Annotated in this window: 12 protein-coding genes and 1 riboswitch; of the genes, 2 read left to right on the top strand and 10 right to left on the bottom strand. The window is 63.8% G+C overall.

What is annotated here, in order from left to right:
• Positions 1 to 208: 208 nt before the first annotated feature.
• The 4 genes from SO140_RS01255 to SO140_RS01240 form a co-directional block, all read right to left on the bottom strand.
• The gene (locus SO140_RS01255) at positions 209 to 1,675 is read right to left on the bottom strand and encodes an MATE family efflux transporter (protein WP_449377709.1); all 1,467 of its coding nucleotides are present in this window, start codon (positions 1,673 to 1,675) and stop codon (positions 209 to 211) included.
• A gap of 248 nt (positions 1,676 to 1,923) precedes the next feature.
• Positions 1,924 to 2,976 carry a hypothetical protein gene (locus tag SO140_RS01250; protein ID WP_449377710.1) on the bottom strand — a complete coding sequence of 351 codons (1,053 nt, stop codon included), beginning with the start codon at positions 2,974 to 2,976 and terminating at the stop codon, positions 1,924 to 1,926.
• 104 nt (positions 2,977 to 3,080) lie between these two features.
• A complete protein-coding gene (locus SO140_RS01245) occupies positions 3,081 to 3,503 on the bottom strand; it encodes a PAS domain S-box protein (RefSeq protein WP_449377711.1) in 423 nt (140 codons plus the stop codon).
• Positions 3,504 to 3,688: 185 nt separating this feature from the next.
• Positions 3,689 to 4,825 (bottom strand): 2'-deoxycytidine 5'-triphosphate deaminase, encoded by a 1,137-nt coding sequence (locus SO140_RS01240; RefSeq protein ID WP_449377712.1) that lies wholly within the window; start codon positions 4,823 to 4,825, stop codon positions 3,689 to 3,691.
• A 79-nt stretch (positions 4,826 to 4,904) separates the two neighbouring features.
• A riboswitch (SAM riboswitch) is annotated at positions 4,905 to 4,984 on the top strand.
• 74 nt (positions 4,985 to 5,058) lie between these two features.
• On the opposite strand from SO140_RS01240, the gene SO140_RS01235 reads away from it, so the two are divergent.
• Positions 5,059 to 6,246 carry an O-succinylhomoserine sulfhydrylase gene (locus SO140_RS01235; protein WP_449377713.1) on the top strand — a complete coding sequence of 396 codons (1,188 nt, stop codon included), beginning with the start codon at positions 5,059 to 5,061 and terminating at the stop codon, positions 6,244 to 6,246.
• Positions 6,247 to 6,376: 130 nt separating this feature from the next.
• Here the strand turns inward: SO140_RS01235 and SO140_RS01230 are convergent, their stop codons facing one another.
• From SO140_RS01230 to SO140_RS01220, 3 genes are read right to left on the bottom strand one after another with little or no spacing between them, the layout of a single operon-like run.
• Complete coding sequence (locus SO140_RS01230) at positions 6,377 to 7,384, bottom strand: SGNH/GDSL hydrolase family protein (protein ID WP_449377714.1); 1,008 nt, start codon at positions 7,382 to 7,384, stop codon at positions 6,377 to 6,379.
• Between the two features lie 12 nt (positions 7,385 to 7,396).
• Positions 7,397 to 8,176: an SGNH/GDSL hydrolase family protein gene (locus SO140_RS01225; protein ID WP_449377715.1), complete on the bottom strand. Its 780-nt coding sequence runs from the start codon at positions 8,174 to 8,176 to the stop codon at positions 7,397 to 7,399.
• Positions 8,176 to 9,426 (bottom strand): OpgC domain-containing protein, encoded by a 1,251-nt coding sequence (locus SO140_RS01220; protein ID WP_449377716.1) that lies wholly within the window; start codon positions 9,424 to 9,426, stop codon positions 8,176 to 8,178. Before SO140_RS01220 ends, SO140_RS01225 begins: the two co-directional genes overlap by 1 nt.
• Positions 9,427 to 9,604: 178 nt before the next feature.
• Between SO140_RS01220 and apaG the strand changes: the two genes are divergently transcribed.
• A complete protein-coding gene (gene apaG, locus SO140_RS01215; protein ID WP_027521510.1) occupies positions 9,605 to 10,000 on the top strand; it encodes a Co2+/Mg2+ efflux facilitator ApaG/CorD in 396 nt (131 codons plus the stop codon).
• Positions 10,001 to 10,125: 125 nt separating this feature from the next.
• Here the strand turns inward: apaG and SO140_RS01210 are convergent, their stop codons facing one another.
• The 3 genes from SO140_RS01210 to SO140_RS01200 all read right to left on the bottom strand — a co-directional run bounded on the left by SO140_RS01210 (position 10,126) and on the right by SO140_RS01200 (position 13,596).
• Complete coding sequence (locus SO140_RS01210; RefSeq protein ID WP_449377717.1) at positions 10,126 to 11,133, bottom strand: Hsp33 family molecular chaperone; 1,008 nt, start codon at positions 11,131 to 11,133, stop codon at positions 10,126 to 10,128.
• A 331-nt stretch (positions 11,134 to 11,464) separates the two neighbouring features.
• A complete protein-coding gene (gene argF / locus SO140_RS01205; protein WP_449377718.1) occupies positions 11,465 to 12,388 on the bottom strand; it encodes an ornithine carbamoyltransferase in 924 nt (307 codons plus the stop codon).
• Positions 12,388 to 13,596, bottom strand: a complete 1,209-nt coding sequence (locus tag SO140_RS01200) for an aspartate aminotransferase family protein (protein ID WP_449377719.1) — start codon at positions 13,594 to 13,596, stop codon at positions 12,388 to 12,390. Before SO140_RS01200 ends, argF begins: the two co-directional genes overlap by 1 nt.
• Between the last annotated feature and the right edge of the window lie 181 nt (positions 13,597 to 13,777).

Below are 13,777 nucleotides of genomic sequence, written 5' to 3'. Positions count from 1 at the left end.
CAGTCGCCTGCGACGATGTCCGTGCTGTACTGCTCTCATCCAAAGACGTACCGTGCGGATGATTTTATGACACAGTAAGACTAAAGCGCGATGAGATTAGGATGAATCGTCATCGCGCTTTAGGTTGATGTTTGAGCATGATCTCCGCGCAAGCGCGTTCCGCGTTTGTCGCGAGAGAAAACCGCTCCACACTTTTCCGGATCATGCTTTAATCCGCAACGCCGGACAGAGCTGGCCGGATATCCGGCTTGGTGGCGCGCGTTCCCCAGCGCGTCAGCACCACGCTGGAACAGGAGAGCGTTCCAAGTAGGACCATCGAGCTTGCCGCGAGCCAGAAGAAGCTTTGCGCGGTCGCTTCATGCGTCGACAGCCACCAGCCGCAGGTTGCGATGAAGACGAGCCGTGCGGTCTGCGCCAACACCGGTCCCAGCACCTTGGCCGCGCCCTGCGATGAGAAATACATCGCCGTGGCGAGGCCCATGAAGGCGTAGAACGGTGCGACGGTAGAGAGATATTGATGGCTCATCGCGCGCACGGTCGCGCTGTCGGTGAAGATATTGACCCAGAGATCGGGGAAGATCGCAACCAGGCTCGCGGGCGTGCCCACCGCGAGGAATGCGGCCACACCGGCCGTCCAGGCAATGCGGCGTGCGCGCGCGATCTTGCCGGCGCCGATCGCCATGCCGACCATCGGCACCGAGGCGATGCCGAAGGCGAACGCGATCGAAATCAGCAGAAATTCGAGCCGCGCACCGACGCCGTAGCCGGCGAGGATTGCGGTGCCGAACTTGGCCAGCATGTGGGTGAGGATCGAGATCGTCAGCACCGATTGCAGCGGCGAGAAACAGGCGATGGCGCCCACCTTCAGGATGTCGAAGAACATCGCCCACTGGATCCGGAGGCCAATCAGCTTGGGCACGACACGCGCGCGGCCGGAAAACAGGTACCAGCTCATTACGCTAATGTTGATCGAATAGGCGATCAGCGCGCCGGCGGCGACGCCGCGCATGCCGAATTGCGGGATCGGTCCGAGCCCGAGACCCAGCGTGCCGCCCAGGATGATCTGGCACACCGCAGAATTGAGCATCAGCAGCGAAGGCAGCTTCATGTTGCCGGTGCCGCGCAGCACGCCGGCCAGAGTATTGAGCAGCCAGGCCAGCACCGCGCCGCCGAAGAACACCTGCATGTAGGCGATCGCCTGCGCCAGCACGTTGCCGCGGCCGCCAAGCAGCTCGAGCAGATGCGGCCCGAAGATCAGCATGCCCAGCATGAAGACGAGACCGAAGGCGATGCCGATCAGGAGCGCGTGCGCGGCAAGCGTACCGGCGCGCTCGCGGTCGCCCGCACCGAGCGCACGCGCGATCGCGGAAGCCACGGCACCGCCCATAGCGCCGCCGGACATCGTCATCATCAGGATCACGCAGGGAAACACCAGCGCCATCGCGGCGAGCGATTCGACGCCGAGGCGGCCGATATAGGAGGTCTCCGCGATCACCACGCAGGTGCCCGCTGATAGTCCGATCACGTTCGGCCAGGCCAGGCTGAGCAGCGTGCGCAGGATCGGCCCATCAACCAGCGCGCTGCGTGGCGCGGCAAGCCTCGCCGGCCGCGATGGCGGCGGCTCGGGACGCTCCTCCTCATCGACGGGAAGCTCGGCGACGCCGACGTCGGACATTTCCTCTCCGAAAAACCTTTTCAACTGCTACGGCGATTTGGCCGCGGCGTCTGTGAGCGCGATCACGTTCACCGTCAATTGACCGGATTCAACCCCTGCACGAACGAAATGAATGACCCGTGTTAGCATGCCACGAGCTGATTCCGCCTGCGTCCGGCGCACGGCCCCCCTGCGGCAGCGCATTTCGGCGCGTGGAAGGCGCTTCACCATCCCGCAAGCGGGGATGGAGTGCAGGGATCGAGGGTTGCTTAGCCGATGCTCCACACCAGTGGAGACCTGCCGCCTGCACCAGCTTTCAAACTGACACCGATATGACGCCCGCACCCGGCCGCAAGCCCTTCGAACAGGCCTTCCAGCACCTTCGCGATCACCGGATGATAATCAGCAACATCATCCATCAGCTTCCAGCTCTGCTGACGGATCTCGAAGCCGCCTTCGGATCCCGCAAGATCGGCCGCATCGTCCTGCGCGGCGAGCAGCGCGTTGAGGAAAGATGCAAACTCTTTCGCGCCGCCGCGGCTCATCCCCAGCGCCGCCGCGACCTCGTCGAAACTCTGCATGCCGATCAGCTTGCCCGTCAGATGCAGCAGATATCCGGCATCCCCAGGATCGAACAACTGCACCATCACGGGCGCGGCCGTGCGGACATATTCCATCGCGTAGTTGCGATAGGCCTTTTCCAGTCGCGGCTTTGGCCAACTCGCAACCGGCAGCGCCGGCGCGTTGTTCGCATCGAACAGCGGTGCTTCGAGATGACGCGCGAATACCAGGCGCTGGTCGAGTTCGAGCGGGTGATCATGTTCGTAGTAGTAACCTTCGAGCCCGTCCTGACCATCGACGCTCTGCTTGGTGCAGACGAAACCGAGCCTGAGGTCACCGAGCACGACGCCATTGTTGGCGTGCCAGCCGCGCAGCATCGCGCGCGACACTTCGCCGGGAATGCCGCATATCGCGGGGCCCTTCCAGATCCAGCGCGGCGGCGGATAGCGGATCCAGGCCTTGCGATCGCTCTCATACATGTATTCGACACGCACGCCGCCGATCCAGTTGGAGAGATAGTGGTATTGCGCGGCCGCGACCGCCGGCGGCAGATGGCGCAGCCCGAGCTTGTCGAGCCCGGGCAGGAAACGCTCCTGCTGCTGGCGGCGAAACACGCGGAAGACGAATTCCGCGGCATCCGCAGTGCCGCGCCGCGTCACCACGGTGAGGATGAGGCCGGTGAAATAGGCATGGTAGAGATCGGCGATGGCACGCCAGCGTTTCCACTGGGCTTCCTGCGCGGAGTCCAAAGCGGCGGCCATGTTCGCTCCCGATCGTCGTTTTGATCGAGTGTGTCACTGCAATCCGTGGCGGGCAACCTGACGCTCATGCAGGGCGCCCTGCACGCTCCCTCGCCAATTCCGCATCACGAAGCCTGCGGAGGCGGCGCAGCCTTGGCCGCGCGCTCGCGCTCGACCCTTTCGGTCACGTCGCGCGCCATCGCCACCGCTCCGTGCACGGCACCGCCGGCATCTCTGACAAGCGCAAACGTCATCTCGATGTAGAGCTTGCGTCCGCTCTTGTGCAGTGCGCGGGTCAGCGTAGGACGGCCGGCAAGCTTCATCATGCCGCTCGACGTCGCAGTCTCAAAGCCCTTCCAGTGCGCGGCGCGCAAATGTTCGGGAACGATCAGGTCGAGGTTCTGGCCGAGCGCTTCTTGCGCGGAGAACCCGAACAGCGCGCTCGATGCACGATTCCATCGGACGATCGTGCCCGAGCGATCCGAATAGATCAGCGCATCCGCGGCGTCTTCCAGAATTCTTGTGTCGAGGTCGGATTGATCTGTCATGTCGCCACCTCGCTTACAGCTCGGATTTAGGTTCACATCCTGGCACACATTCGGTGTCATCGCCCGACTTGTTCGGGCGATCCAGTATTCCAGAGGCAGCTATTATAGAGTCGATAGGCCGCAGCGTACTGGATGCCCCGGTCATCAAGCCGGGGCATGACGGCGGCGGGTGGGTGGGCTAGCAGCTACACCCGAAAGTGCTTGCTCAGCTTCAATCCCTGCGCCTGGTAGTTCGAGCCGATGCGCTGGCCGTACATGGCATCGGGCCGCGCCAGCATCTTCTCGTAGACGAGGCGGCCGACGATCTGGCCGTGCTCGAGGATGAAGGGCACTTCGCGCGAGCGCACCTCGAGCACCGCGCGCGCCCCCTGCCCGCCGGCGCCCGCATAGCCGAAGCCGGGGTCGAAGAAACCGGCATAGTGCACGCGGAATTCACCGACCAGGGGATCGAACGGCACCATCTCCGCGGCGTAGTCCGGCGGCACCTGCACCGCTTCCTTGGACGCTAGGATGTAGAACTCGCCGGGATCGAGAATGAGGCTGCCGTCGGGACGCGCCGAGATCGGCTCCCAGAAATCCTCGATCGCGTAGCCGGCGCGGCGATCGACATCGACCACGCCGGTGTGGCGCTTGGCGCGATAGCCGACGAAGCCGCCGCCCTTTTCGCCGGAGAGATCGACGGAGACGGCGACGCCGCCGGTGAGATCGGCATCGTCGATGTCGACGAGACGCTCTGTCGCATGCAGCGCCTCGAGCTCGTCAATGCTGAGGATGGCATCGCCGGTGCGGAAGCGCACCTGCGACAGCCGCGAGCCCTCGCTCACCAGCACCGGAAACGTTTTAGGGCTGATCTCGGCATAGAGTGGGCCGTGATAGCCCGCACCGATCATGTCGAAACGGCGGGTGCCATCGGCGATCACGCGGGTGAAGACGTCGAGCCGACCGGTCGAGCTCTTCGGATTGGCGGCCGCGACGATCTCCGGCGGCAGCGCGAGACTCTCGAGCAGCGGCACGATGTAGACGCAGTTGGTCTCCAGCACCGCGCCGTCGGTGAGGCTGAACTCGTGCAGCTTCAGCTCGTCGATGCGCTCGGCGACGGTGGCGCCGGGCCCGGGCAGGAAGCTCGCGCGGACGCGGTAAGCAATATCACCGAGTCGCAAATCGAGGCTTGCCGGCTGAATCTGGCTTTCGACGAAGTCGTAGGCGGGCAGGATAAGCCCATCATCCGCCATCGCCGCGATCATGCGGTCGGGCAGGATACCATTGGCGTCGGCGGCGACCGTGAACGTCAACCGGTGGTCCTCATCTCGGGTCAAACGCATCCAAAAATGCGGAAAAACGAACCTTTTACCGCTATCCGATGGATGCCTTGACGAAAAGGCCATGGCGGAATATGAGCATGACTTATCCCGTGGTGATTTGAGCCGGCCGGCTTGCAGCCACGTTAAATAAATCGCTAAACAGGCCGGGGACCTCTGTGATCCCGGCCAGTGGAGATATCCAGGCCGGTTTTTTTGTGACCATTTTCGCATCGATGGTCATGTCGGAGGTACCTATGTCGAAGTCGCCCGCCAACTACCGTCCCGAAACCCGGCTGGTTCATTCCGGCACCCTGCGCTCGCAATATGGCGAGACGTCCGAAGCGCTGTTCCTCACCCAGGGCTACGTCTACGCGAGCGCCGAGGAATGCGAGGCGCGGTTCAAGGGCGAGGATCCCGGCTTCATCTATTCGCGCTATTCCAACCCGACGATCGCGATGTTCGAGCAGCGCATGATCGAGCTCGAGGGCGCCGAAGCCGCCCGCTCGGCGGCAACCGGCATGGCCGCGGTGACGACCGCAATCCTGGCGCCCTTGAAGGCTGGCGATCACGTTGTGGCATCGAGGGCGCTGTTCGGCTCGTGCCTCTACGTGGTGCAGGATCTGCTGCCGCGCTACGGCATCGAGACCACGCTGGTCGACGGTCTCGATCTCGACCAGTGGCAGCGCGCGGTCAAGCCGAACACCAAGACCTTCTTCCTGGAAAGCCCGACCAATCCGACGCTCGACGTGCTCGACATTCCCGCCATCGCAGAAATCGCACACAAAGGCGGCGCGCGGCTCGTGGTCGACAACGTGTTCGCGACGCCGATCTGGCAGAGCCCGCTCGCGCTCGGTGCCGATGTCGTGGTCTATTCCGCGACCAAGCACATCGATGGCCAGGGCCGGTGTCTGGGGGGCGTCATCCTGTCGTCCGAAGCGTTCACCGCCGAGCACATCCACAACTTCATGCGCCAGACCGGGCCGTCGATCTCGCCGTTCAACGCCTGGGTCCTGCTCAAGGGGCTGGAGACGCTCGGCGTGCGCGTGCGCGCACAGACCGACACCGCGGCCCGCGTTGCCGAGGTGCTCGCCAGCCATCCAAAAATTTCGCGTCTGGTCTATCCCGGCCGCGCCGATCATCCGCAGGCAGCTCTCGTGAAGAAGCAGATGCGCGGCGGCTCGACGCTGGTCGGGTTCGAGGTCAAGGGCGGCAAGCAGGCCGCATTCCGCGTGCTCAATGCGCTGAAGCTCGCCAAGATTTCCAACAATCTCGGCGACGCCAAGAGCCTGGTGACGCATCCGGCGACCACGACCCATCAGCGCCTGAAGCCGGAAGACCGCGCTGCGCTCGGCATCAGCGAAGGCTTTATCCGCTTCTCGGCGGGGCTCGAGCATGCCGACGATCTGATCGAGGATCTCACCGCGGCGCTGGAGAAGGCGTAAGGTAGCCACGCTTTCGGAAAAGTAGGGTGGGTTAGCCGAAGGCGTAACCCACCTCTTTGCTCTCCACTCGTCGAGAGAAGTGGTGGGTTACGCTTCGCTAACCCACCCTACAATCGCTACAGCAGCCGAGCTACATCGGCCGATAGGTCCGCACGTCCGCAGGCACGTTGACCCCTAACTTGATCTGGCCGACGGAGCGGATGATGTCGTCGCCGAGGAGCTGCGCGAAGCAGGCGTAGCCCCAATCATTCATGTGCAGGCCGTCGGAGATCACAAAACTCTCGACCGGAATGGCCTGCTTCTCGTGCCAGTCGCGCATCACCTCGAAGCGCGGGAAGATGCCGACGTGGCGGAGCTCCGCGACGCGGCCGAGCAGCTTCACCATCTTGCCGGCGCTCTCGGGACGCTCGGTGACGCGCGGCGAATATTGCGGATCGACCAGCACGATGTCTGAATCGCCGGCCGCCTGGATGCGCGTGATGCCGTCCTCGACGAGCTTTGCGGTGTCGCCCGGATCGAGGTTGCGCAGCACTGCATTGGTGCCGACCTGCCAGATCACGAGATCCGGATGCACGTCGATCACCTCCTTCTGGAGGCGCTTCATCATCTCGGGCGCGTCCTCGCCGCCGACGCCGGCGTTGATGACGGCGATGTCGGCGGTCGGATATTGCCGGCGAAGCTGCCCGGCGAGGCGGTTCGGATAGTTGAAATCAGGCGAGCTTGCACCGAAGCCTGCCGTCGATGACGATCCGAACGCGACGATGACGACTGGCTTGCCCGCGACCAGCTTGTTCGCGACGTGCGGCAGCGAGCCCATCGATTTTGCGCCGCCCTTGTTCGCGCTGCCCCTAGGCGGCAGGCACGGCACGCGGCTAAAGATGTCGCCGGCGGATTTGGCGACCTGCTTGACCTTGTCGATGGCCCGCGCGGTAAGACCGCGCTGCTCGGAAGATTCTTGCTGGCTGGTCGCGGCGGTCGTGGCCTGCGGCGCGGGCGCCGGACTAGCGGCCTGCGGGGCCGTCGGCGCGACAGCCACGGCCTGCGCGCGGACGGGTGAGAGCGACACAGGCATCAGCAGCGCGGCCACAATGGGCGCAGCCAGCCATGCCGTCAGGCCAAAAGGGCGGAAAGAACTCATTTACGCTAAACCTCAATTTTGCTGCTGGGCCGGACCGAGATGCGCGGCGTCGACGACGAATTGCGCCAGCGCCCGGCCAAGGCAATCATGGACCTGTTTCGCCAACTCCGGTCCGCGCGAGGGATTGAACAGGTCAAACTGACCTTGATCATTCCATTGACGCATGATCGCGAAACGGTCGAACAGCGGGATATCATGCTCCTGCGCCACCACGCGCATATTATCGAGATAGGGCGGCACCGAGATCATGGTTTCGGTCCGCGGGCTGTACTGCAAATTCATCAATATAACGTCGGCCCCCGCATTTTGCAGCGCAGTAACGCCATCCGTGACGGCACCGCGGAACTCATCGGGATCGATGGATCGGATAGCATCCACGGTCCCGGTCTGCCAGATGACCAAAGTAGGCTTTTTCGCTTCCATAAGCTTAACGAAGCCGGATGCGGTCTCTTCTGCGGTCTTCTTGCTCTGTAGTTCTACGGAGACGTGCACCGGTTCCGAAGGCAGCTTCTCCTTCAAGATCGCCTGAAGCCGGGCCGGATAGGAGCTCTCTTCGGATGACGGGATGGTGGTCGACCGGCTGCCGATGACCAGGATTTCGAGCGGTTTTTCGCTCTTCACGGCCTCGGCGACCTTCGGGAGCTGGCTTTCGGTGGCGAGCAGATACGACGGCACCTCGCACGCCGACGGTCCTGCGGGAGCGGCAGGCGCAGCATTATCCTCGGCGCGCGCGGAAGGCGCGGCGAGTGCACCGCATAGCAGGATCAGGCTCAGGAGAACCTTCGCCTTCATCAGCCCCCTCCCGCCAGATCGGCGTTGCCGACGGCGTTTTTGGTTTTCGAACCGCTCTTGTCAGCGACCTGCTTGTACCATGAAATCACCCAGGCCATGGCCCACATGATCAGGATTCCGCAGAGACTAATCAGCGCATGCATGCCCGGGCCGCCCGACACCTCGGCCAGGATGAAATGACCGGCAAAGGCCAGGAACACGCCGAGACAGAATATCTCCAGCGAGTGCTGGCCGCAGAGGATCAGCGGTCTCAAGAGGGGTGATTTCAGGCCCGGCCAGTCCCGCGGCAGGAAGCGCACTGTGAGCGCGGCCAGTGCCAGGAAATGCGTGAAGCGCAGCACGTCCAGATCGGTCTTGTCGATCGGATACATCCACTGCTCGATCCGCTTCGGCATGAAGTGGGAGAGCTGCGGCACGTACCAGGTCAGCGTCACGTAGAACGCAGCGGCCAGATAGGCGATCGAGATCCACATCGTCACGGGTGATGCCAGGATCCGCGTCATGCGCCGTGCACCTCCGAGCGCACACCAGGCACCGAACACGAACAGCAATTGCCAGGCGAGCGGGTTGAAGGCCCAGAAACCATTCGGATAAGCCGAAAAATAGAGGTCAAACTCCCAGGTCACCACGTAGAGCACGACCGACAGGCCGAGCGTGAGATCCGGCTTCCATTTCATCAGCCAGAGGATGAGCGGCAGCGCCAGCATCAACACGATATAGAGCGGCAGCACGTCCATGTTGACGGGCCGGAAGCGCAGCAGCAGCGCCTGCACGATGGTGACGTCAGGCTGCTTGAGGAAATCCATGATGCCCATCTCTTCCGTGTAGAGCGGATTCTCGAAGCTGGTGGCGACGTAGGAGATTTCCGCGAGGAAGATCGTGAACAGGAAGACGTGGGCGACGTAGATCTGCCAGACCCGGCGCAGGATCCGCGCGGTGGCGATGACGAAGCCGTTTTCCAACATCGCACGGCCGTAGACGAAGGCCGCGGTGTAGCCGGAGATGAAGATGAAGATCTCGGTGGCGTCGCTGAAGCCGTAGTTGCGGATGGTGAACCAGGTCAGCAGGTTTGGCGGCAAATGGTCGATGAAGATCAGCCACAACGCCAGCCCGCGGAAGAGGTCGAGGCGAAGCTCGCGCTCGCCGATGACGGGGAGCGTGATGGCCGGCGCCGCCGCGCGCGGCTTCGCCTCCTTGGCATCCGCGGTTCCCGCGATCCGCGATCCCGTCACTTGGTCGGCAATGGTCATCGGGCCAAAACCCTTGCGCAAATCGCAGCGTTTGAGGAGTGTACCGGGCCGATGGCCTGCTCGCAAAGCGATCGGATCACATTGGGGTGTAACTACAGTGCCAATTCGGGCGGCACGATGTCGCTGACGCCGCGGGCCACGATTGGTTCCCGGCAAGGTTTTCGTTATGATGGCAACCATGTACCGTGCCGTGACCCGCCAGATCGAAGTGACCGTCGAGCCGAACTTTGTCCCGGAGCAGTCGTCGGCCGAGCGCTCGCGCTACTTCTGGTCCTACACCATCGTGATCACCAATTCCGGCGACGAGACCGTGCAACTCAAGACGCGGCACTGGATCATCACCGACGCGACGGGGCGGCAGCAGGAGGTCAAGGGCGAAGGTGTGATCGGCGAGCAGCCGATCCTCGCGCCCGGCGAGCGCTACGAATACACCTCGGGCGTCCCGCTCTCGACCGCCTCGGGCTTCATGACCGGCCGCTACCAGATGGTCAACGAAAGCGGCGAGCGTTTTGAGATCGACGTGCCGACCTTTTCGCTCGATAGCCCGGACGGCGGCAAGCGGGTGTTGAATTGAGAGGCGGCGGGCTGCTGTAGGGTGGGCAAAGGCGCGAAGCGCCGTGCCCACCAGCTCTTCAATTATGTGACAGAAGTTGGTGGACACGCTTCGCTTTGCCCACCCTACGATTTCCGAATGTTAGACTAGGCGTTTTCCACGCCCGCCTCGTGCGGCGTAAATTGATACACCGAGCTGCAGAACTCGCAGGTCACGACGACCTTGTCGTCCTTGACCATCGCGGCACGGTCATCCGGCGAAAAGCTCTTCAGCATCGCCGCCACCGCATCGCGCGAGCAGGAGCATTCCGCTTTCAAATTCTGCGGATTGAACACGCGCACGCCGCGCTCGTGAAACAGGCGGTAGAGCAGGCGCTCGCCGGAGAGATCGGGATCGATCAACTCGACGTCCTCGACCGTGCCGATCAGCGAGCGCGCTTCGACCCAGGCATCGTCCTCGGCGACGGTATGCGGCGTGGTGCCCTCGGGCGCGTCGCCGGGATGCAGGTCGGCCTGTCGCGCACGCTCCGGCGCCTTCGGCAGGAACTGCATCAAGAGGCCACCGGCGCGCCAGCGATGCTTGCCGCCGTCGCTCGAGCGCCATTCCTCGCCGACGGCGAGGCGCACCTGGGTCGGGATCTGCTCGGAGCGCAGGAAGTACTCGTGCGCGGCATCTTCCAGGCTGCCGCCATCGAGTGCGACGAGGCCTTGGTAACGGCTCATATCCGCACCCTGATCGATGGTCATGGCGAGATGGCCGCGGCCGAGCAGCGAGCCGGAGTCCTTGGCCTCGCCAAGCCGCGAGACGTCGTAGCGGGCATAGGCGCGCAGGCGGTCGGGCGCCTTGAAGTCGACCACCAGGAACGACACCGGACCGTCAGTCTGCGCCTGAAGGATGAAGCGGCCTTCGAATTTCAGCGCCGAGCCGAGCAGCGTCGTCAGCACGATGGCCTCGCCGAGCAGCTTGCCGACCGGCGGGGGATAGTCGTGCTTGGTGAGGATCTCGTCGAGCGCGGGCCCGAGCCGGGTCAAGCGCCCGCGCACGTCGAGCGCATCGACCTCGAAGGGCAGCACCGCATCGTCGACGGGAACGGAAGACGGCGCGCGAACCGGGCTTTCGGGCCCGGCTTTGATGTCAGGGGATTGAGAGACCATGGCGCTCTATCTGGGGTCGGAGGAGGTGAAATGAAAGGGGGCGGCGAGGCAACCTGTTCCGGGTGCAGTCTTGCGGCACTACGATTCCGCAAATTCGATGTCGTCCCGGGGCGCGCATGGCGCGAGCCCGCGACCCATAACCACATGATTGTGTTGTGGCGCGAGATGACAACTCCGAATCGTCACCAAACCGCGCCCTGTGGCTATGGGTCCCGGATCCGCGCTCCGCTTCGCTGCGCTTGTCCGGGACGACGACCGAACATGAGGCGAAAGCAACTCCATACTGCCGTCGTCACGGATTTCTCACTATCGTCCGCCGGACGACGACCAATCACTTCACCGCGTCAAAGCACCAGGCCAAGATACCCTTCTGCGCGTGCAGGCGGTTTTCGGCCTCGTCGAACACGACGGACTGCGGGCCATCGATCACCTCGTCGGTGACCTCTTCGCCGCGATGGGCGGGCAGGCAATGCATGAACAGCGCATCGGGCTTGGCCAGCGACATCAGCTTGGCGTTGACCTGGTAGGGCTTGAGCACGTTGTGACGGTGCTCGCCTTCCTTGTCGCCCATCGAGACCCAGGTATCGGTGACGACACAATCGGCGCCGCGGACAGCGGCTTCCGGATCGGTGCCCAGCATGATCGGGGCGCCCGTCGCCTTGACCCAGTCGCGCATCGCCTTCTTCGGCGCGAGCTCCGGCGGGGTGGCGACATTGAGGTTGAACTTGAAGCGCTCGGCGGCATGCGCCCAGGAGGCGAGCACGTTGTTGTCATCGCCGGTCCAGGCCACCGTCTTGCCCTCGATCGGCCCGCGATGCTCCTCATAGGTCATGAGGTCGGCCATCACCTGGCACGGATGCGAGCGCCGCGTCAGCCCGTTGATGACAGGCACAGTCGCGTGCGCTGCGAGCTCGAGCAGTGCATCGTGATTGAGGATGCGGATCATGATGGCATCGACATAGCGCGACAGTACGCGCGCGGTGTCGGCGATGGTCTCGCCGCGGCCGAGCTGCATCTCGGCACCGGTGAGCATGATGGGCTCGCCGCCGAGCTGGCGCATGGCGACATCGAACGACACCCGCGTCCGCGTCGACGGACGCTCGAAGATCATCGCCAGCGTCTTGCCCTCGAGCGGCTTGACCGGCTGATGCGCCTTCTGCTTCGCCTTCATGGCGGAGGAGGCGGCGAGCATGCTCTTGAGCTCGGACAGCGGCAGCTCGTTGATGTCCAGGAAGTGCTTGGGCGTCTTGCTCATCAGCTTGCCGCCGGCGTCTTGAGAGTGGATTCGATCGCGGTGCAGGCACGCTCGAGCCGCGCGACGCCCTCCTCGATCTCCGCCTCGGTGACGATCAAGGGCGGCAGGAAGCGCACCACATTGTCGCCCGCGCCGACGGTGAGCAGCTTTTCGTTGCGCAGCGCCGTGACGAGATCGCCCGAGGGCACCACGGCCTTGACGCCAATCAACAGCCCCTCGCCGCGCACCTCGCTGACGACATCAGGATGGCGGTCGATCACGGAGGCGAGCTTCTGCTTGAGCAGCAGCGACATCTTCTGCACGTGATCGAAGAAGCCGGGCTTGAGCATCACGTCGAGCACGGCGTTCGCCGCGGACACGGCGAGCGGATTGCCTCCGAAGGTCGAGCCGTGCGAGCCGGGCGTCATGCCGGAGGCCGCCTCGGCGGTCGCAAGGCACGCGCCGATCGGAAAGCCGCCGCCAAGCGCTTTCGCCAGCGACATCACGTCAGGGGTCACGCCGAGGCGGCGATGTGCAAAGAGTTCGCCGGTGCGGCCCATGCCGGTCTGCACCTCGTCGAAGGCGAGCAGCAGGCCATGCTCGTCGCAGAGCTGGCGCAGCGCGCGATAGAAGGCGGGAGACGCCGAGCGCACGCCGCCCTCGCCCTGGATCGGCTCGATCAGGATGCCTGCGGTCTGTGGGCCGATCGCCTTCTTGACGGCTTCCAGGTCATCATGCGGCACTTGGTCGAAGCCGTCCATCGGCGGACCGAAGCCTTCGAGATATTTTGCAGACCCCGTAGCGGCGAGCGTTGCCAGCGTGCGGCCATGGAAAGCGCCCTCGAAAGTGATCATGCGGTAGCGCTCGGGATGGCCCTTGGTGGCATGATAGCGGCGCACCACCTTGATCACGCATTCCATCGCCTCGGCGCCGGAATTGCAGAAGAACACGAAGTCCGCAAAGCTCTCGTTGCAGAGCCTGACCGCGAGCTTCTCACCGTCCGGGCTCTGGAACAGGTTCGACATGTGCCAGAGCTTTGTCGCCTGCTCCTGCAGAGCCCCGACCAGATGCGGATGCGCGTGACCGAGCGCATTCACGGCGACGCCCGACGTGAAATCGAGATAGCGCTCTCCATTGGTTGCGACCAGCCAGCAGCCTTCGCCGCGCTCGAAGCCGAGCTCGGCCCTGGCGAAAACGGGAAGCAGATGCGTCGCGGCGCTCTTGGTCATGGCGGTCACTTGGATGTTGGGGCCGGCTGAGGCTGCCTTGCGCAGCGCATCATTGACCTGCCCGGAAAACGAAACGTGCCGCCTTTTAAGGGCGGCACGTGTCACCATTTTATGCTTGGAAAAACCGCTGTCAATGCCGCCAGAAGGCCCTGCAAGGCGCCTGACCCGTAGTCTTGCGGTG

It is taken from the genome of Bradyrhizobium sp. UFLA05-108, from assembly GCF_059803455.1.
The sequence above is the reverse complement of the archived record's forward strand: the minus strand, read 5'-3'. Positions and strand labels throughout refer to the sequence as shown.

What these genes read in the sequence shown, in the direction of transcription:
- SO140_RS01245 (WP_449377711.1), bottom strand. Translation starts at nt 3,503, where the DNA reads ATGACAGATCAATCCGACCTCGACACAAGAATTCTGGAAGACGCCGCG.
- SO140_RS01225 (WP_449377715.1), bottom strand. Translation starts at nt 8,176, where the DNA reads ATGAAGGCGAAGGTTCTCCTGAGCCTGATCCTGCTATGCGGTGCACTC.
- SO140_RS01200 (WP_449377719.1), bottom strand. Translation starts at nt 13,596, where the DNA reads ATGACCAAGAGCGCCGCGACGCATCTGCTTCCCGTTTTCGCCAGGGCC.
- SO140_RS01250 (WP_449377710.1), bottom strand. Translation starts at nt 2,976, where the DNA reads ATGGCCGCCGCTTTGGACTCCGCGCAGGAAGCCCAGTGGAAACGCTGG.
- apaG (WP_027521510.1), top strand. Translation starts at nt 9,605, where the DNA reads ATGTACCGTGCCGTGACCCGCCAGATCGAAGTGACCGTCGAGCCGAAC.
- SO140_RS01230 (WP_449377714.1), bottom strand. Translation starts at nt 7,384, where the DNA reads ATGAGTTCTTTCCGCCCTTTTGGCCTGACGGCATGGCTGGCTGCGCCC.
- SO140_RS01255 (WP_449377709.1), bottom strand. Translation starts at nt 1,675, where the DNA reads ATGTCCGACGTCGGCGTCGCCGAGCTTCCCGTCGATGAGGAGGAGCGT.
- argF (WP_449377718.1), bottom strand. Translation starts at nt 12,388, where the DNA reads ATGAGCAAGACGCCCAAGCACTTCCTGGACATCAACGAGCTGCCGCTG.
- SO140_RS01220 (WP_449377716.1), bottom strand. Translation starts at nt 9,426, where the DNA reads ATGACCATTGCCGACCAAGTGACGGGATCGCGGATCGCGGGAACCGCG.
- SO140_RS01235 (WP_449377713.1), top strand. Translation starts at nt 5,059, where the DNA reads ATGTCGAAGTCGCCCGCCAACTACCGTCCCGAAACCCGGCTGGTTCAT.
- SO140_RS01210 (WP_449377717.1), bottom strand. Translation starts at nt 11,133, where the DNA reads ATGGTCTCTCAATCCCCTGACATCAAAGCCGGGCCCGAAAGCCCGGTT.
- SO140_RS01240 (WP_449377712.1), bottom strand. Translation starts at nt 4,825, where the DNA reads ATGCGTTTGACCCGAGATGAGGACCACCGGTTGACGTTCACGGTCGCC.